Genomic DNA, 18612 nt, shown 5'->3' on the forward strand with positions numbered 1-18612 from the left:
TGGCTCCGTACGGGCCGGCGGGACGGGGAGCGGGGTCATCCGTCGTGCAGCCACCGGCGGATGCAGTCGATGAGGTCGTCGGCGTCGACGGGCTTGGTGACGTAGTCGCTGGCGCCCGAGGCCAGGCTCTTCTCGCGGTCGCCCGGCATGGCCTTGGCGGTGACCGCGATGACGGGCAGTCCGGCGTGGGCCGGCATCTGCCTGATCCTGGAGGTGGCGGTGTAGCCGTCCATCTCGGGCATCATGACGTCCATCAGGACCAGGTCGATGTCGGGGTGCGCGGTGAGTGCCTCGATGCCCTTGCGCCCGTTCTCCGCGTGCAGGACGTTGACGCCGTGCAGCTCCAGGATGCCGCTGAGGGCGTAGAGGTTGCGGGCGTCGTCGTCGACCACGAGCACCGTGCGGCCGTGCAGGGTGGAGTCGATGGTCTGGGGCACCGGCGGCCGGTGCTCGCCGCGCACCAGGGGCACGACCTCGCCCGGCTGGTCGGCCGACAGGTGCAGGGCGATCCGCTCACGCAGTTCGTCGAGGCTGGAGATCAGCTCCAGCGGCCGTCGGCCGGCGAGCGCCTGGAGCGCCCGCTCGTGTTCGTCGGTGAGCCTGCGGTTGTTGTGGGCGAGGACGGGGACGGTACGCAGGGCCGCGTCGCCGTCCATGGCGTCCAGGAAGCGCAGCGCCTCGCCGTCGGCCATGTCGACCTCGATCACGACGCAGTGGAACGGCTGGGTGGCGAGGGCGGACGCGGCCTCCTGCGGCCCCACGGCCGCGATCAGCTCCAGGTCCTCGCGGCCCGCGCGGTCGCGGCCGGCGGACAGCTCCGCGACGGCGTTCTCGGCGACGAGCGAGAGCAGCCCGCGCGGGCGCTCCTCGATCACGAGCAGTCGCCGGGTCTGCCGTGCCGGCCGGCCCGGGGTGGGGGCCGTGAGCGCGGGCCGGGCGGGGCGGGCCCCGTCGTCGGAGGCCTCGGACCCCGTGCCGGTGCCGGTGTCGGGGCCGGTCACCTGGACGTGGGCGGGCTGCTCCTTGAAGTCGGCCCGGGCGACGGGCAGATAGAGGGTGAAGGTACTGCCCTGACCCGGCTCGCTGGCGGCGGTGAGGCCGCCGCCGAGTAGGTAGGCGATCTCCCGGCTGATGGACAGGCCGAGGCCGGTACCGCCGTACTTCCGGTTGGTCGTCCCGTCCGCCTGCTGGAAGGCGCCGAAGATGGCCTCCAGGTGCTGGGAGTCGATGCCGATGCCGGTGTCCGTGACGCGGAAGGCGACCACGGCGCCCCCACGGTGGACCGTCGCGGGCAGTTCGTCGTCCGAGGCGGGCTCGATGCGCAGTTCGACGCTGCCGCGCTCGGTGAACTTGACGGCGTTGGAGAGCAGGTTGCGCAGCACCTGCCGCAGCCGGGAGTCGTCGGTGACCAGGTCGACGGGGACGCCGGCGGCGGTGGAGACGGTGAAGGCGAGGCTCTTCTGCGTGATGAGCGGGCGGAACGTCGCCTCGACGTAGTCGAGCAGCCGGCGCAGCTGGACCCGTTCCGGGTTGAGGTCCATCTTGCCGGCCTCTACCTTGGACAGGTCGAGGATGTCGTTGATCAGCTGGAGCAGGTCGGAGCCGGCCGAGTGGATGATGCCGGCGTACTCGACCTGCTTGGCCGTGAGGTTGCGGGTCGGGTTCTGGGCGAGCAGCTGGGCGAGGATCAGGAGGCTGTTGAGCGGGGTGCGCAGTTCGTGGCTCATGTTGGCCAGGAACTCGGACTTGTACTTGGAGGCCAGGGAGAGCTGCTGGGCCCGGTCCTCGAGTTCCTGCCGGGCCTGCTCGATCTCCAGGTTCTTGGCCTCGATGTCGCGGTTCTGTGAGGCGAGCAGGGCCGCCTTCTCCTCCAGTTCCGCGTTGGAGCGCTGCAACTCGTCCTGCTGCACCTGCAACTGCTCGGAACGCGCCCGCAGTTCGTCGGCCAGCCGCTGGGACTCGTCCAGCAGCTCGTCGGTGCGGGCGTTGGCGACGATGGTGCTGACGTTGACGCCCACCGTCTCCATGAGCTGTTCCAGGAAGTCCCGGTGCACGGAGGTGAAGGGGGAGAAGGAGGCCAGCTCGATGACGCCGAGCACCTGGTCCTCGACGACGATCGGCAGCACGATCAGGCTGGCCCGTGCCGTGCTGCCGAGTCCCGAGGAGATGTAGACGTAGTCGCCGGGCACGTTCTCGGCGGCGATGGTGCGGCGGCTGCCGGCGGCCTGCCCGACGAGGGACTCGCCCAGCCGGAACCGGCCTCGGCGGGTGCCGTCCGCGGGGAGGCCGTAGGAACCGACGAGGCCCAGTTCGACGCCGTCGGAACCGTCCTCCGCCAGGTAGAAGGCGCCGTACTGGGCGGAGACGAGCGGGGTCAGTTCGTCCATGACGAGCTCGGCGACGACGGCCAGGTCGCGGTGGCCCTGCATGAGCTCCGAGATCCGGGCGAGGCTGGACTTGAGCCAGTCCTGCTCCTGGTTGGCCCGTGTCGTCTCGCGCAGCGAGCCGACCATCGCGTTGATGTTGTCCTTGAGCTCGGCGACCTCGCCCGAGGCGTCGACGGTGATCGAGCGGGTGAGGTCTCCCTCGGCGACCGCGCTCGCGACCTCGGCGATGGCGCGGACCTGGCGGGTCAGGTTCCCGGCGAGCTCGTTGACGTTCTCCGTCAGCCGCTTCCAGGTGCCGGAGACGCCCTCGACCTCGGCCTGACCGCCGAGCCGGCCCTCGCTGCCGACCTCCCTCGCCACACGGGTCACCTCGGCCGCGAAGGAGGACAGCTGGTCGACCATCGTGTTGATGGTGGTCTTCAGTTCCAGGATCTCGCCGCGGGCGTCGACGTCGATCTTCTTCGAGAGGTCGCCGTTGGCGACGGCGGTGGTGACCTGGGCGATGTTGCGGACCTGGCCGGTGAGGTTGTTGGCCATCGAGTTGACGTTGTCGGTGAGGTCCTTCCAGGTGCCGGCCACGTTCGGCACCCTCGCCTGTCCGCCGAGGCGGCCCTCGGTGCCGACCTCACGGGCGACCCGGGTCACCTCGTCCGCGAACGCCGACAGGGTGTCCACCATCGTGTTGATGGTGTCGGCGAGCGCGGCGACCTCGCCCTTCGCCTCCACGGTGATCCTGCGGGAGAGGTCACCGCGGGCCACGGCGGTCGCGACCTGGGCGATCGACCGCACCTGTCCGGTGAGGTTGGACGCCATCACGTTGACGTTGTCGGTGAGGTCCTTCCAGGTGCCCGAGGCGCCCCGTACGGTGGCCTGGCCGCCGAGGTTGCCCTCGGTGCCGACCTCGCGCGCGACCCGGGTCACCTCGTCGGCGAAGGCCGAGAGCTGGTCGACCATCGTGTTGATGGTGTTCTTCAGCTCCCGGATCTCGCCCCGGGCGTCCACGTCGACCTTCTGCGAGAGGTCGCCCTTGGCCACGGCGGTGGCGACGTGCGCGATGGAGCGCACCTGCGCGGTGAGGTTGCCGGCCATGGAGTTGACGGAGTCGGTGAGGTCGCGCCACGTGCCGGAGACGCCCTTCACGTCCGCCTGGCCGCCGAGGATGCCCTCGGTACCGACGTCACGGGCCATGCGGGTGACCTCGTCGGCGAAGGAGGAGAGCTGGTCCACCATCGTGTTGATGGTGTTCTTGAGCTCCAGGATCTCGCCGCGGGCGTCCACGTCGATCTTCTGCGAGAGGTCGCCCTTGGCGACGGCGGTGGCGACCTGGGCGATGTCACGGACCTGGGTGGTGAGGTTGCCGGCCATCGCGTTGACGGACTCGGTGAGGTCCGCCCAGGTTCCGGAGACTCCGGGGACCTTCGCCTGACCGCCGAGGGTCCCCTCCGTGCCCACTTCCCGGGCGACGCGGGTCACCTCGGAGGTGAAGAGGGAGAGCTGGTCGACCATCCCGTTGAACACACTGGAGATCTCGCCCATCAGCCCGTCGGCCGTGTCGGGCAGCCGGGTCCCGAAGTCCCCGTCCCGTACGGCGGTGAGGCCTGCCAGGAACTGACGCAGCTCCTGTTCACCCACCGCCGGCGGTCCCGACCGCGGCGCGGCCGAGGGATCCTCGATCGTCGTCTCAGACATGCCTCAACCTCGTTCACTCGCCGGACACCCACAGGGACCGCACTGGTCACGGGCGCCGGTCGGACCGCACCCCCTCCCGCACGGCTCCGGCCTCGACCGTTGCCGTACGGCAATTAAGACGACCCTACTCCCCCGTGATCGTCACGAGGAGGGCGGAGGGAAGTCAAGCGGCTGGAACGGACCGATCAAGAGACCGCATACAACCCGGGACCGGGGGTACGCGCCGCTTCGAGCCGGGCGGCAGGCGCCCTGGCGGCGAGGGGAGACGTACGGTGCTGATGGCCCATCCCGCGGTGTTGAGCAATCTGATCGAGCAGTACGAGACGCTGATGACGCTGCACGCGGAGAACGGGAACGCCGAGGTGCGGCGGAGGCTCGACGACATCGCGTACACGCTGTGCGTCTCCACCGGCACACGTGACGTGGACGCGGCGCTGATCGCCGCGCGGCACCGGCTGCCCGGCGCGCGCACCCTGGACGACTCGGTCCTGATGGCCTGATCCGGCACGACCGGACCCTCGGGGCCCGGCTCGACCCCTGGGGGGTCTGAGCCGGGCCCCGCCGCTTCCCGGCGGGCCCGACCTCGCGGCGCCGTCGCGAGGACCTCCGTCACCGCCGGAGAACGGCCCGTGACACGACCGGGCGATCACGCCTACCCCCGACACCAGCACCGCCGACCGACCCCGACATCACGCCGGGGTCGGTTTCGCGTGCCCGCAGGCCGTGCGAACCGCGCGCGCCGCACGGTGCACGAGATCCCGAAGAGGAAGACCGCCGCCATGAAGACGCCGGCCAAGAGGGTGTCCAGTCCTGGCGGCGGGCCCCCGGACGGCAGAAGGGCCGACCTCCCGAGGTCGGCCCTTCTGGCTGTACGGGGGGTGGCGGTCTTCATTCTGGCGACGGCAGTCGTACAACCTTTCAGCAGAGTGACCGGTCATAAGGGCGTGTCCATGAAGTTGGGGAGAGAAAGCACCTTGCGTACTGGTTTGTCACGACGTGTCTCGATGTCGGTGGGGGTCGTTCTGGGGGTGGCCGTCGCAGGTCCGCTCGTCGCACCGCCGGCCACGGCCGCCCCCGCGTCGGCGGCGGCGCCGGCCGCCCCCACGCGGACCGCTGGCACCAAGCCGGCTCCGGTGCCCTTCCTGGCCGACGGGGGTGAGCTCAAGGGGGCGGGAACCACAGGCTTCCTCTCCACGGGCAGTGACGGCAAGACACGCTGGACGCGGTACGCGGACGGCGTGTCGACGGTTGTCGCAACGAACCCGTACAGCACCGTCCTCGGTTCCGCTTCGGACACCGTGGTGGTCGTGAACCCGGATTCGTACAGCACGACGGTCGAATCGATGCTGGTGTACGACATGGCGACCGGCGCTCCGCCGGCCACCATCAAGAGGACCGACGCGGCGGGGATCTACGGCGACATCCAGGGCGCTGCGGGCGGCACGGTCCTCGGGGTTCCGTACGACGATTCCGGACCGAACCTGATCAGCTCGGACGGCGGCCGCACGACCACCCGTCACGTGGCCGGCATACCGTCCAACGGGGGAAGCTGGCTGTCCGGCAAGCTGACCGACGCCGCCCTCGCGAGCTACTACGACCCCGCCATCCAGGGGGAGGAGATCGCCGTCGTCGACCTGGCCACCGCGGCTGTCGTCGACTCCTACAAGCTGGACCACGGTCCGACCGGCCGTTACTTCCCCCAGAACACGTACCTCTCGTCGCGTCAGGTGGCGTGGCTGGAGGCGGACGCCGGCAAGGCCGTGCTCGCCACGGCGCTGCGGGGGCAGAAGTCGGTCCGTCGGGTGCCTCTCGGGCCCGACACGGAGTCGTGGGTCACCGGCGGCCTGGTGGGCGACAGCTGGTTCGCCTTCGCCGCCACCCCCTTCCGTGGCACGGTCTCGACCGCGTTCACCGCTCTCTCCCTGTCCGACGGATCGAGGGTCGAGCTTCTCGACCAGGCGCGGAACGTCACACAGGGCCCCGACGGCACCCTGCTCGCCATCGGCTCCACCGAGGTCCACGGCGAGGGCGTCTACGAGATCCGGTTCGACGCGCACGGGAAACCGGCCGCTCGTCTGGTCGCCTCCATGGAGAAGCCGGACGACGCCACCACCCCCGTCACGTACGTCGGCGGCGGCGCCCCGGCCCTCCTGGACCTCGACGGCCTTTCCCGGACCCGTCTGACCTGGCAGTTCTCCTCGAACCGGGCTGACTTCTCCGTTGAGCTCAGGAGCAGGACGACGGGGAAGGTCTTCCAGCAGACGCTGCAGCCCGTCGCAGGCTCCACCGGCACCGGGGTCTACCCGGACGGCCGGGTCCGCCTGGACTGGGCCGGAGAGGTGGCGGACTCGTGGGGAGCGGCGAGCGCCGCACCCAACGGCGCCTACGAGTGGAAGGTGACCGCGAAGCCGTGGAACGGTCTGCCGGACGCGACCTCCACCGGCACCTTCACCGTGGTCCGTACCCCCCAGGTGCACGACTACAGCGACAACGGCTCGCCCGATCTGCTCGTACGACAGCCGGGCGGCGGCGCGCGATGGGTCGACACGCGCTGGGACGACGTGACGGGACGGCTCGTCGAGGTGCGGGGCATCGGGTACTCCCAGAGCGGCTGGGACGTCTACGACAGCATCGAGTCCGTCGGTGACGTCGCGGGGGCGGCGGCGCCCGACACCGTCACCCGCGACAGGAGCGGCGTGCTCTGGCTGCACCAGGGCAGGGGCAGCAACTACACGACTCCCTACGAGCCCCGCGTTCGAGTCGGCGGCGGTTGGCACGTCTACGACCGGCTCGCCGGCGGCAGCGATCTGACCGGCGACCGCCGGGCCGACCTGGTCGCCACCGACAAGGCCGGTGACCTCTACCTGTACGCGGGTACGGGAAAGGCCTCCGCTCCCTTCGCGCCCCGGAAGAAGATCGGCCACGGCTGGGGGATCTACAACCAGCTCACCGCCACCGGGGACATCGGCGGGAGCCCCGCGGGTGACCTCGTCGCGCGAGACAAGGCGGGGGTGCTGTGGCTGTACCTCGGCAACGGAGACGGCACGTACGGGGCGCGTACGAGGATCGGCGGCGGCTGGGGCGTGTACGCCGACATCGTCGGCATCGGCGACGCCAACGAGGACGGCCGCCTCGACCTGTACACCCGGACGTCGACGAACGCGGCCTACCTCTACGAGGGCACGGGCGACACGAAGATCCCCTTCGAACCCCGGTCCGCCACCGGGGTCGGTGTCGCCACGGGCTCCGCCGAGTACGACCAGGTCTCCTGACACACTCGTCCCGTGAGGCTCTTCGCCGCCGTCCTGCCGCCGCCCGAGCGGCTCGACGGCTTCGGGCACGTCGTCCGAGGTGGCCGGGGCAAGGTGCCGCATCGGCTGACAGCCGTCTCGGGCCGGGCCTAGGCGTTTCCGGTATGACCGACTCGATGCATGATGTTCTCCCCGCCGCGTGACGAGGCCCGGCTGGAACTCTCCTCGCGGACCCGGACCCGGACGCTCGCCGAGCGGGCCGCCGCGCGGACTGTCCACGGACCAGATCACGGAGTTCGCGGGGAGCCGGCACCGGGGCGGGATGGTGCTGGCGTGGGTCCAGGACGGCCGGCGCGACCGGAGCGGAACACCCGGCCCGGGTCGCGGAGCTCCCTGCGGCGCTGGCCGCCGTGGAGCTGATGTCCACGAACCGCCTCTCCCCTCAGCAGCGGGCCGCCCGAGACACCATGTTCAGCGACGTCGCCCATCTGTCGTCCGGTCAGGGTGCGAACGGGGGCTGGGGCTTCGGGATGTCGGTGCGCGCATTTCGCTGCGACTGCGCCCCCGTCGGCCAGTTCCGCTGGTTCGGCGGCACCGGCACCACGGTCTACGCCGATCCGGTCGACCGGCTCACCGGAGTCCTGCTCACCCAGGTCGGCCTGTCCACCGCGGACTCGCCCCGTGCCATGAGCGACTTCTGGACCACGCTGTACCAGGCCATCGGCGCGGAGCGACTTCGACCGCGGCAGCCGGTGGGGGCGGAGGAGGCTCGCTCCCCCGGTCCCGTACCGGAGGGGCTGATCTCCCCCGCCTGAATGTCGGTTGTACGACGCCGGCCACGTCCTCGGCGGGAGATCCGCCGAGGATGCGCGGCTGCCCGGCAGAAACTCAGGAGGTGGGCCGGTCCAGCTCCTGCTCCAGCCGGACCTCGGTCACGCTCATGTGCTTGGGCGCTCCGAACGCCCGGACCATGACGCTGTTGCCGATGTCGGTGACTTCCAGTGCCAGGTGGTCGGATCCCACCCGGAGGTCGAGCCTCACGACAGGCCTGCCGGCGAAGTTCGGCATGCGATGGATGCGGGCTTCGGGGTAGCGCAGGACCGTCAGCCTGTCCCGCAGGCGCGCATACGTGCCCGTCTCCGTCCCGGAGAACGCCTTGCTGATACGCAGCTGGTGCCTCTGGGCGGCGCACTCCTCCGACGGGTGCAACGGCAGGGGGTCCACCAGGACGGGCATGGTGGTGTCGGGCGTCGGTGCCGATGCCACGCGGCCGACGGCACGGAGGACCCTGGGTTCGCAGCTCTGCGCGATGAGATCGGCGTACTCCAGGAACCGTGCCTCGGCCTCGGAGACTCTCGGCAGGACGGTGACGGCGCGGGGTGGGACGTACACCGCGGGGGTGCGAGCGGAGACGACGGGCTTGGCCGCCGGTGCGGGGACCTTGGTGGCGGCGTTGGCACCCTGGGTGCCGACGGCCACCAGGAGGACGCTGCCGACCGCGGCGGTGATCAGGGGCTTCGGGAGGAGAATCGATCGCATGTCCACACTCTGCGGGCCGGCGGACACCGGCCGCCTGAGTCGTCGTACTCATTCGGCGCAGGTATCTCCTCTCATCCGGGCTGAGGCCGCCGAGGGGCGGCCGACCGCGAGGGGGTCGCTGAACTGGTCCAGTTCAGCGGAGCGAACTCCGCGTCGGGCGGTGCACGCTGCACGTCGACCAGCCCGTGCGCGACGGTCTGTCAGCCGAGCCTGGATCACCAGGGAATCAGCCGAAGAGGAACGACGTGACCAGTCAGCCCCTGCGAGTGAACCGATCCGGATTCGCCGAGTACGAAGACATGATCGGTCTCTCCCGCAGCGTGGACATCGCCGAACTGACGGGAGTTCTTGGGGCGATCGTGGATCTGGTCCTGACGGAGGAAGCCGATGTCATTTCTGTACGGTGCGGTACTGCGCCGAGCCCCACATGGCGGAGTTCTCGGACGAACTCGTCCACCTGCTTTCACGGCTGCCCCAGTGAGACGGCGACCGGTGCCGTGCGACCCGCAGGTCGCATGGTCGGCCCAACGGGCCCGGATGGCGACCGGGTCGGTTGTTCAGGGCGCTCAGGTCTGAGGGGCCTTGTCCTCAGGTGGCCAGCTCCAGGGCTTGGGTGTCGGTTCCGGGCCCTCCATGGTGCTGCGGAACTTCTCCTTCAGGCTCTTCGGCGGCGCTTCCTTCTCTTCTCGTTCGTGCACGAGCCGGGCCGTCGACACACGTATGTGACACGCGCGGTGCCGCTGCTGCACCAGCACGATCCACGAACCGTCCTGAGCGAGCAGGGCGTGGCGAGAGGGCTCGTCCCCCCGGCGCGCATGCCTGGCGATCATGCTCGGCACGTGGTGGAGCGCCGCATCCTCGGCAGCCGCGACAGCCTCGGCCTGGTCCGGGCCGATCAGGTGCGTGCCTGTCAGACCCCATCGATGGAGCTTGAGTTCCGAACCGTCGGCACGCGCGGTGGTCCGGGTGTCCTCCTCGATGAGGACGTACCAATCAGCAGTCATGGTCGGACCCTACCGACTGGCGCGGGAGCTGCGGCTTCCTGTCCCGGGCCGGTCAGTCCCCCCTACTCCGATCCCCTCAGCTCGTGTCGACGGTGATCTCGATGGCGCTGAAGGTGACGAGTACCAGGTCGTGGTCATGTCAGAGGCAGGACTGTCGATGTGACGTCAGTCCTGGGGACGGGCAGGAGCCGCAGGCGTGCGGGCGTCACCGGTCCCGCGGTGCCACACTTAAGGCATGACGCAGGCGGATCGGCAGCTCGCCCGGCGGCTGGAGACGGCCACCAGGAACCTGCTTGAGCGGCGCGCCGAGACGGCCTCGATCTGTCCGTCCGACGTGGCACGCGAGGTCTACGACGGAGACGACGACGGTTGGCGGGATCTGATGGAGGGGGCCCGCCAGGCGGCCTGGCGCCTGGTGGCGGCCGGTGAGGTCGAGGTGACCCAGGGCGGACGACCTGTCACGGAGAACGAGGCACGGGGGCCACTTCGCATCCGCCGCGCACGCCACTCGGACTGACGCCGGTGGTGCTGGTTCACACGTCCCGCCGCCCTAGGCGCGCAGGCTCACGGTGTGCCCACGCCGACCGCAGTGCACACCGGTACAGGAGACGAACCGGACCGATGCAGCCGATCGGTTGAGCACGCCTGGGGCCAGGCGGCCCAAGCCCGGTCCCACTCTCGTGGTCCGGAGAAGCCGGGCTTGACGGCTCGTCCTGGGACTGGGATGGATCCCCACCATGAACGCGTTGAACGACACCAGTTGGGTGAGAACAGGGGCGGACCTCGTCGCCTACATCCAGCAGCTCAGCCAAGAGGCCCTGAATCCGGCCGACGGTTGGGAGAATTGCCTGATCGAGCGCCCCTCAGGCGAGGTCCGCCTCGATGGCCAGGCGGACCGCGTCCGGGCGGTCTCGGAGGCCGGCCTTGGCGAAGAGGTTGTTGATGTGGGTCTTGACCGTGGCCTCGCTGATGAACAGCTTCTCGGCGATGCCCCGGTTCGGCAGGCCGAGGCCGATCAGCGCGAGTACCTCGCGTTCCCTCGGGGTGAGGTCGTCCGGCAGGTCCCGCTTCGTCGGGGTGGGGGCGTTGGCCCGTGCCGTGGCGAGCAGGCGGTCCCGGACCTCGCGGTCCAGGACAGACTGACCGGCCGCGGCAGCTCGGATCGCCCGCGTGATGTCGCGGCGTCCGGCGTTCTTCGTCAGGTATCCGCGGGCTCCCGCGCTCAGTGCGCCGAGGATGGAGTCGTCGTCGGCGAAGGTGGTGAGCACGACCACCGCGACCTCCGGGTGCTGCTCGGCCAGCAGCCGTGTGGCCTCGATCCCGTCCATCACGGGCATCCTCAGGTCCATCAGCACCACGTCCACCGGTCCGGCCGCGACCGCCCGGAGGACCTCGCGGCCGTTCCACGCCGCTGCCACGACGTCGATGTCCTCGGCCAGGGCGAGTACCGCCGCGAGCGGCTCGCGGACGGCCGCCTGATCGTCGGCCACGACCACTCTCAACCGCTGCCGATCCGTGTCGTCACTCATGCCGGGACCACTGCCTCCACGTGCCAGCCGTTACGGTGCGGTCCCTCGGTGATCGGGCCCGCGCTGAGCGTTCCGTTCAGGAGCGCGACCCGTTCGCGCATGCCGATCAGGCCCATTCCGCTGCCCGCGCCCGCGCTCACCTCACGGGTCGCCGGCCCGTTGCGGACCCGGAGTGCCGTCACCTCCGGGGTGTACGTCAGCTCGGCCCGCACCTCGCCGCCGGGAGCGTGCCGGGCCGCATTGGTGAGGGCCTCCTGCGCGATCCGCAGGAGGCCCTGCGTCACCCGGGCCGGCACGTCGCGCACCGTACCGTTCACGGTGAGGGCGTCGTGGTGGCCCGAGGACTCCAGCATCGCGGTCAAGGTCTCCCGCAGGGGCAGGGCGTCCTCGCGCAGCGCGTGCACGGTCCACTGCGCCTGCCTCAGGCTGTCCTTGACCAGTCCGTGCGCCTTGTCATGTGCCTCACGGACCTTGTCCAGGTCGCCGGTGTCCATCAGGGCGTCCGCCAGTTCCAACTGCATGTTGATCCCCGCGAGCGAGTGCGCCAGCACGTCGTGCACGTCCCTGGCGATCCGGCTGCGTTCGCTGAGCACGGCCGTCCGGGCCTCGGCCCGGGCCGCGCGCTCGGCAGCCTCCGCCGCCTCGATGGCCGCCCGTACCGCCTGACGTTGTGTGCGGTTGAGGATGCCCATCACGACCGGCAGGCCCGTCAGGAGCCCGAACACCCACGGCAGGGCTTCGTACCCCGGTCCGAGGCGGAAGAACAGGACCGCGCCGCACAGGAGACTGCACAGTCCCGCGAGCACGAGGGCCGGCCGGGTCTCCAGCCGGTAGCCGATGTGTCCGGCGAGGAAGAACGCGAAGAGGTAGCCCGTACCGCTGCCGCTGACCCCGATCAGAGCGGCTGCCGCGACGACGCCGACGGTGAGCCAGACCAGTACCAGGCGCGGGGAGACCCTGTGCTCGGGCAGACGCCTGGCCAGCAGAGCGGCAGCGTTCACCACGAAGAGGACGGCCACGGCCAGGCCCTGGCCGGTGAACCCCATGGGCCGGATCGTCACCGCGCCCACGACGACCACCGCGAGGCTCGCCACCCACTGCACCCGGGGGTCCTGTCCGGGAACGCGACGCGCACCCGCCCCCGGGCCGAGGTCCGACCTGGGAGGCGGGGCGTTGCGGTCTGCGGGCACGAGCCGAACATACTGCACGTTCAGGCCGCTCGATCGAGCACGGCGACGGGGTGGAGCGCCTTGTGCGTCCGGCTGCGCACGTAGATGGTGGCCACGCGGGTCACCACCTCGGTGAGTGCCATCAGGACGAAGGCCGCCACCCATGCCTGCTGCCCGGTGATGTGGTGCGTGAGGCTGAAGCGGGCGACGTCGTCGGCGCCGCCGGCGTGCTCGACCCACACCTGGAAGCCCATCCTGGCCCCCATGCCGACGACCCACAGGATCGCCGACACGGCACCGGCCTTGATCAGGAGCTGTCCGTCGAGGGCCCGGATGCGGGTGTAGACACCGCCTGCGATGCCGAGGACGGCACCGATCGCCATCAGTGCGGCGATGAGGACGAGGTCGTTGCCTCCGGTGGGGATGGTGTCCAGGTAGGAGTACGCCACGAAGGCCACGATGGCCAGCGGGAGCAGGAACGTCCTACGGTCCAGGCGGCCCTCTCGCAGCTGCCGGAAGACGACCAGGATGAGTGCCGCGTCGGTGATCCACTCGGTTGCTGTCATGCCCTCCAGACTGCTGCGCCGCAGCTCGCGGCACCTGCACCCAGGGGTGGAACCCTGGGTGGAACCAGGGTGGAGAGGCACCGACAGGACGCGGGTTCATCACGGAGCGTGCACCCCTTCGCACGTACGGCAGCCATCACCCGTCAGCGGATCGGTGGTGAAGGGATCGCTCCCGCGCAGGTCGGACGTGCGCGGTGATGGCGTGCCCTGCGGCATGGCGGTCCCTTCCGGCTTTCTGGTCGACTGGCCACCCCGCCACCTCGCGGGTCCGGGGTACGGACCTGCCGCGCCCACGCGCGGCCTCGACGCTCCGACCTCGGTGGACCGTGCCGTCGCGGCGGTGATCCACCGCGCCCATGAGCGTGTCGGTGGATGTCTTCGCTGCGGCAGGGAACCGAGCAGGCCCTTGAGCATGTCGATCACGGAGACGGTCGTGCTCCTGTGCACGTGGTGGACGCGTCGCACGTCCCGGCTTGGCGTCAAGTCCAGCTCGGCGACGGCCGAGAGGCCGTGCGCAGCTGAGCACGAGGAAGGGCAGCACCATGATCTTCTTCTTACCGGTGGTACTTCTGGCCGCCCTCGCATCCGTCGTCTTTCTCCTGACCCAGTCCGTCAGGATCGCCTTCACGAAGAGCAGGCGGTGGCCCGGGTGGTGGCGCGCGCTCGCCGGCTGCGCTCTGGCAAGCGGTGCCACAGCCGTGGCGTCGTACGCGATGGGGGCTCTGGTCCTGATGTCGACCGTGGTCGTGGCGCAGGACGGCGGCGCGGACTCGGCTCCGTTCCCCTACAACCACCCGTGTCGCGCCAAGCTGCAGGGGGCGGTGGACTACGAGGTCGACTTCCGCAGCCTGCGCACGGTGTGCGTCATGGGCGACGGCGAGCGTCAGGACGTCGAGGACGTGCCGCAGAGAGTCCGGGTCACGGCCGCCGCGTCGGCTGCCAGTACCGCGTTGCTCGGGGGAATCGCGCTGGCCTCTCGCGAGCGTCTCTACGCGCGGGCCGGACGCGTGCCGGGCACGCCGGGAACCCCGGCTCCCCGGAGTTCACCCGGCGGACGTCGACGCTCCTGACGGGGCCCCGGTCGCCAGGAGGCCGCACACCGCGCCTCCGTAAGGTCACCAGCCGAAACCGCTGGACGCCGGTCCTCCCCAGCGGCACCTGTTGACGGATCACCTCGCCACGAGCGGCGGGCCCGATCCTCAGTCCCGAAGTGCGGCGACGATCGGGCGCCTCGATCACGGCCGGCCGGGTCACGGCAGTTCGAGGCTGCCCACCGTCCGGCCGTCGGCAAGCAGCAGCGACCCGGACCGCCCCCGGCGACAAGGAGCGGGAGCACCATCACGCCGACGCGTCCGCATCGTCCGCACCGACGCGCAGCGGGACGGTCGCGAGCACCGGTCGGAACGTTGTCGGCACCGCACACATCCTCCTTCTCTCCATGGCCGCCCTACCTGAGGGCCGACCACGCGGTTCGCGACAGAGGCGTCCGCTCCAGGTGACCGAGGAGCCGGCCGCCTCACCGCTGGTCACACCGGGGCAGGCGGGCCCGTGTCCTGAGGGCGGCGACGTCAGATGCGGTGCCGACCGGTCGGCACCGCGCCAGGACCCCTTCGTCTGCAGCCCACACCACCGAGAGCGCACCGACTACCTGCGGTTGCACATATGGCGCGTGTGCAATTATTGTCGAAGCACGTAAAGAGATGCCTCAAGCAATTCAGGAAGGGGGCGAGCCATGCCGCTCGCACTACTCGCTCTAGCAGTCGGAGCCTTTGGCATAGGCACGACCGAGTTCGTGATCATGGGACTGCTGCCCGAGATCGCCGCCGACTACGGTGTCTCCATCCCTGCTGCCGGCCTGCTCGTCACTGGTTACGCCCTCGGTGTCGTCGTCGGCGCACCGCTGCTCACCGTCTTCGGGGCCAAGGTCAGTCGCAAGCGCATGCTGATGCTGCTCATGGGCCTGTTCGTGCTCGGCAACCTGCTGTCCGCACTCGCCCCGAACCTAGGAGTGATGCTGACGGGCCGCGTCGTCGCATCACTCGCCCACGGGTCGTTCTTCGGCATCGGGTCGGTCGTGGCCGCTGAGCTGGTCGCGCCGGAGAAGAAGGCCGGCGCCATCGCCACCATGTTCACCGGGCTCACCGTCGCCAACATCGTCGGCGTGCCGCTCGGCACGTTCATCGGGCAGGCCCTGGGCTGGCGCACCACCTTCGCGATCGTCGCCGCGCTCGGTGTCGTCGGGCTGCTCGGTATCGCGAAGCTCGTCCCGGCCATGCCCCGCCCCGAGGGCGCTCGCCTGCGCGGCGAGCTGAAGGCGTTCCGTAACCCGCAGGTGCTCCTCGCGATGGCGATGACCGTGCTCGGCTTCGGCGGTGTCTTCGCCGCGATCACCTACATCGCGCCGATGATGACCCATGTCGCCGGCTACGCGGACGGCTCGGTGACCTGGCTGCTCGTGCTCTTCGGCATCGGCATGTTCCTCGGCAACCTGCTCGGCGGCCGCTTCGCCGACCGTGCGCTGATGCCCATGCTGTACGTGGCCCTCGGCGGCCTGGCGCTGGTGCTCGCGCTGTTCACGGTGACCGCGCACAACAAGATCCTTGCCGCGATCACCATCCTCCTCGTCGGAGCGCTCGGCTTCGCCACCGTCCCGCCGCTGCAGAAGCGCGTCCTCGACCAGGCGCACGGCGCGCCGACCCTCGCCTCCGCCGTCAACATCGGCGCCTTCAACCTCGGCAACGCGCTCGCCGCCTGGCTCGGCGGCCTCGTCATCGCCGGCGGCCTCGGCTACACCGCACCCAACTGGGTCGGCGCCGCCCTCGCCGCCGCCGCCCTCGGCCTCGCCCTCTGGTCCGCCGCGCTGGAGCGCCGGACCCTCACGGCCGATGCCACCGCCACCGCCACCGCCACCGGCGACACCCGCATCCCCGTACACCACTGACCACCCCATCCCCTATCCGCACCCCCCACCACAAGGAACGCACATCATGAGCCTCACCATCAACGACGCCGAGACACTGATCACCGCCGCCCGTCACGCCGCTGACACCACCGGGGTCACCGCCAGCGTCACCGTCCTCGACGCCGGTGGCCACCTCCTCGCCTTCCGCCGCGACGACCGCGCCGTCCTCATCTCCGGCGAGACCAGCACCCGCAAGGCCTACACCGCCCTGCAGCTCAACGCCCCCACCGCCGACCTCGTCGACCTCGTCAAGCCCGATGGACCGTTCCACTCCCTGCCCACCGCCCTCGACCGGCCGCTGCTCTTCATCGCCGGCGGCGTGCCCGTACACCGTGACGGACGTCTCGTCGGCGCCCTCGGCGTGGGCGGCGGCGCCCCGGAACAGGACCACTCCATCGCGATCGCCGCGCTCCAGGAGCTGACTCGACCCCGATGACCCTCCACGGGACGCGCTGCCGACCAGGGCACGTCCGGTCGGCCGACGTCCTCGACGTCATCGGCCTCAACTACCCCACCGGTGCGGTCCCCGTCCGCGATCAGGTCTTGTGTAGAGCCGACGGCAGGGCGGGTCCCCGTGGCCGCCGGCCACCCCTGACGCCGGACACCGCCCGGGCCCCTGCGACGGCCACCGCCCGAGGCCCGCTCCCCCACCACCACCGCACACCCCGCAAGGAGTACGTCATGACCCCCACGTCCCCCCTCCCCACCGTCACGCTCAACAACGGCGTGGAGATCCCGCAGCTCGGCTTCGGTGTCTTCCAGGTGCCCGACGACGAGACCACCGCCGCCGTCGGCCACGCGCTCCGGGCCGGCTACCGCTCGATCGACACGGCCGCCATCTACGGCAACGAGGCCGGCGTCGGACGGGCCCTCGCCGACTCCGGCATCGCCCGCGACGAGCTCTTCGTCACCACCAAGCTCTGGAACGCCGACCAGGGGTACGACTCCACCCTGCGCGCCTTCGACGACAGCCTCGCCAAGCTGGGACTCGACCACGTCGACCTGTACCTGATCCACTGGCCCACCCCGGCGCGCGACCTGTACGTCGACACCTGGCGCGCGCTGGAGAAGCTGGTCGCCGACGGGCGGGTCCGTGCCGCCGGCGTCTCCAACTTCCAGCCCGCGCACCTCCGTCGGCTGCTCGACAGCAGCGACCTCGTGCCGGCCGTCAACCAGATCGAGCTCCACCCCGCGCTCCAGCAGCGCGAGCTCCGCGAACTGCACGCCGCGCACGCCGTCGCCACCGAGGCGTGGAGCCCGCTCGCCCAGGGCGCCGTGCTCGCCGACCCGGCGATCGTCGCCATCGCGACCCGGCACGGGAAGTCCCCCGCCCAGGTGGTGCTGCGCTGGCACCTCCAGCTCGGGAACGTCGTGATCCCGAAGTCCGTCACGCCCGCGCGTATCCGGGAGAACCTGGACGTCTTCGACTTCGCCCTCTCCGACGAGGAGGTGAGCACGCTCGCCAGCCTGGACCGCGGGCTGCGTACCGGACCCGACCCCGACACCCTGAACTGACGCCCGGCCCGGACCCTGCGGGAACGGTGAGACAGGCCCTAAAGGGTGTTGCAGAAGGCTCAGTTCCGGGCATCTTCCCTGTATGGGTGGGGTGTTGCGGGCTGAGCCGGTGTGGGTTGAGACATTCGCGGGCTTGCGGATCGACCGGTTCGCAAAGCTGATGAAAGTGGTGAAGGAGCGAGGCGGGAACGGTCCCGGTGGCGGCAGGCCGTGGCGCCTGCCGCTGGCCGACAGGGTCCTGCTGGTGGCCGTCTACTACCGCACCAACCTCACCATGCGGCAGCTCGCCCCGCTCTTCGGGATCTCCGCGGCCACCGTCTGCCGGGTCATCCAGCGCCTACGTCCGTTGCTGGCCCTGGAACCCGCCCCGCGGCCTGTCGCCGACGTCGACCGGCTGTGGATCGTGGACGGAACCTTGATCCCGGTCCGCGACCGGACCGTCGGAGCTTCCTCCCGCACCTACCGGTTCTCGGCGAACGTGCAGGTCACCATCGACGCGGACAGCCGCCTGGTTGTCGCCTCGGCCCGGCCTGCGCCGGGCAACGAGGCCGACGCCCACGTGTGGCGGGAATCAGGCCTGCCGGCCACGGCGGCCGGGACGACGGTGATCGCGGACGGCGCCTATCTCGGCACTGGGCTGATCGTCCCGCACCGGAAGAGAGCCGGTCGCCCCCTCCTGCGCGGCCAGGAGGAAGACAACGCCGAACACCGACGCGTCCATGCCCGCGTCGAGCACACCTTCGCCCGGATGAAGAACTGGAAGATCCTTCGCGACTGCCGCCAGAGAGGAGACGGCCTCCACCACGCGGTCCAAGCGGTCGCCCACATGCACAACCTCGCCATGGCACGGTGAAACAACAGGTCAAGCGCCACTTCGGCCTGCCGAAGGCGGTCCTTCTGCAACACCCTTTAGAGGCTGTTGCGAAAGTAGATCTTCCCTTGCGATGATCACGGCTTGGCGCGAGGGGATGGCGGACCGGCTATGAGGCACGAGCCGAAGG

16 protein-coding genes are annotated in these 18612 nt (G+C 70.5%); 9 read left to right on the plus strand and 7 right to left on the minus strand.

All coding sequences use genetic code 11. The annotated features are described in order from the left end of the window. Window positions 1-35: 35 nt before the first annotated feature. Entirely contained in the window at window positions 36-4076 is a 4041-nt protein-coding gene (locus ABT129_RS04295) for a HAMP domain-containing hybrid sensor histidine kinase/response regulator (RefSeq protein WP_351896335.1), read from the minus strand. Window positions 4077-4348: 272 nt separating this feature from the next. On the opposite strand from ABT129_RS04295, the gene ABT129_RS04300 reads away from it, so the two are divergent. After that, window positions 4349-4576, plus strand: a complete 228-nt coding sequence (locus tag ABT129_RS04300) for a DUF5133 domain-containing protein (protein ID WP_351896337.1) — start codon at window positions 4349-4351, stop codon at window positions 4574-4576. A gap of 434 nt (window positions 4577-5010) precedes the next feature. Here ABT129_RS04300 and ABT129_RS04305 read toward each other — a convergent pair whose 3' ends face one another. Beyond that, window positions 5011-5436 carry a hypothetical protein gene (locus tag ABT129_RS04305; RefSeq protein ID WP_351896340.1) on the minus strand — a complete coding sequence of 142 codons (426 nt, stop codon included), beginning with the start codon at window positions 5434-5436 and terminating at the stop codon, window positions 5011-5013. Here ABT129_RS04305 and ABT129_RS04310 point away from each other — a divergent pair. Both ABT129_RS04310 and ABT129_RS04315 read left to right on the plus strand, forming a co-directional pair. Continuing rightward, entirely contained in the window at window positions 5420-7348 is a 1929-nt protein-coding gene (locus ABT129_RS04310; protein WP_351896342.1) for an FG-GAP repeat domain-containing protein, read from the plus strand. The genes ABT129_RS04305 and ABT129_RS04310 overlap by 17 nt on opposite strands. Window positions 7349-7746: 398 nt before the next feature. Continuing rightward, window positions 7747-8142: a hypothetical protein gene (locus ABT129_RS04315; RefSeq protein WP_351896344.1), complete on the plus strand. Its 396-nt coding sequence runs from the start codon at window positions 7747-7749 to the stop codon at window positions 8140-8142. A gap of 73 nt (window positions 8143-8215) precedes the next feature. Here ABT129_RS04315 and ABT129_RS04320 read toward each other — a convergent pair whose 3' ends face one another. Together ABT129_RS04320 and ABT129_RS04325 are read right to left on the minus strand one after the other, a co-directional pair. After that, window positions 8216-8866, minus strand: coding sequence for a hypothetical protein (locus tag ABT129_RS04320; RefSeq protein ID WP_351896347.1), 651 nt, complete (start codon window positions 8864-8866; stop codon window positions 8216-8218). Window positions 8867-9432: 566 nt separating this feature from the next. Further along, window positions 9433-9870, minus strand: a complete 438-nt coding sequence (locus ABT129_RS04325; protein ID WP_351896349.1) for a hypothetical protein — start codon at window positions 9868-9870, stop codon at window positions 9433-9435. A 235-nt stretch (window positions 9871-10105) separates the two neighbouring features. Here ABT129_RS04325 and ABT129_RS04330 point away from each other — a divergent pair, with 235 nt between their 5' ends. Beyond that, a complete protein-coding gene (locus ABT129_RS04330; protein ID WP_351896351.1) occupies window positions 10106-10387 on the plus strand; it encodes a DUF3253 domain-containing protein in 282 nt (93 codons plus the stop codon). A gap of 346 nt (window positions 10388-10733) precedes the next feature. Here ABT129_RS04330 and ABT129_RS04335 read toward each other — a convergent pair whose 3' ends face one another. The 3 genes from ABT129_RS04335 to ABT129_RS04345 are packed head-to-tail and all read right to left on the minus strand — an operon-like array spanning window position 10734 to window position 13134. Beyond that, complete coding sequence (locus tag ABT129_RS04335; protein WP_351896353.1) at window positions 10734-11399, minus strand: response regulator transcription factor; 666 nt, start codon at window positions 11397-11399, stop codon at window positions 10734-10736. Further along, window positions 11396-12607: a histidine kinase gene (locus ABT129_RS04340; RefSeq protein WP_351896355.1), complete on the minus strand. Its 1212-nt coding sequence runs from the start codon at window positions 12605-12607 to the stop codon at window positions 11396-11398. Before ABT129_RS04340 ends, ABT129_RS04335 begins: the two co-directional genes overlap by 4 nt. A 2-nt stretch (window positions 12608-12609) precedes the next feature. After that, window positions 12610-13134, minus strand: coding sequence for a hypothetical protein (locus ABT129_RS04345; RefSeq protein ID WP_351896358.1), 525 nt, complete (start codon window positions 13132-13134; stop codon window positions 12610-12612). A 542-nt stretch (window positions 13135-13676) separates the two neighbouring features. Here ABT129_RS04345 and ABT129_RS04350 point away from each other — a divergent pair. The 5 genes from ABT129_RS04350 to ABT129_RS04370 all read left to right on the plus strand — a co-directional run bounded on the left by ABT129_RS04350 (window position 13677) and on the right by ABT129_RS04370 (window position 18464). Further along, complete coding sequence (locus tag ABT129_RS04350; protein ID WP_351896360.1) at window positions 13677-14204, plus strand: hypothetical protein; 528 nt, start codon at window positions 13677-13679, stop codon at window positions 14202-14204. Window positions 14205-14866: 662 nt separating this feature from the next. After that, window positions 14867-16075, plus strand: coding sequence for an MFS transporter (locus ABT129_RS04355; RefSeq protein WP_351896362.1), 1209 nt, complete (start codon window positions 14867-14869; stop codon window positions 16073-16075). Window positions 16076-16121: 46 nt separating this feature from the next. Further along, complete coding sequence (locus tag ABT129_RS04360) at window positions 16122-16532, plus strand: GlcG/HbpS family heme-binding protein (RefSeq protein WP_351896365.1); 411 nt, start codon at window positions 16122-16124, stop codon at window positions 16530-16532. A 245-nt stretch (window positions 16533-16777) separates the two neighbouring features. Further along, window positions 16778-17611, plus strand: a complete 834-nt coding sequence (locus ABT129_RS04365; RefSeq protein ID WP_351896367.1) for an aldo/keto reductase — start codon at window positions 16778-16780, stop codon at window positions 17609-17611. An 82-nt stretch (window positions 17612-17693) separates the two neighbouring features. Beyond that, a complete protein-coding gene (locus ABT129_RS04370) occupies window positions 17694-18464 on the plus strand; it encodes a transposase (RefSeq protein ID WP_351896369.1) in 771 nt (256 codons plus the stop codon). Window positions 18465-18612: the final 148 nt, after the last annotated feature.

Origin of the sequence: Streptomyces sp. NPDC002057 (assembly GCF_040296665.1) — a bacterium.
Lineage (GTDB): Bacteria > Actinomycetota > Actinomycetes > Streptomycetales > Streptomycetaceae > Streptomyces.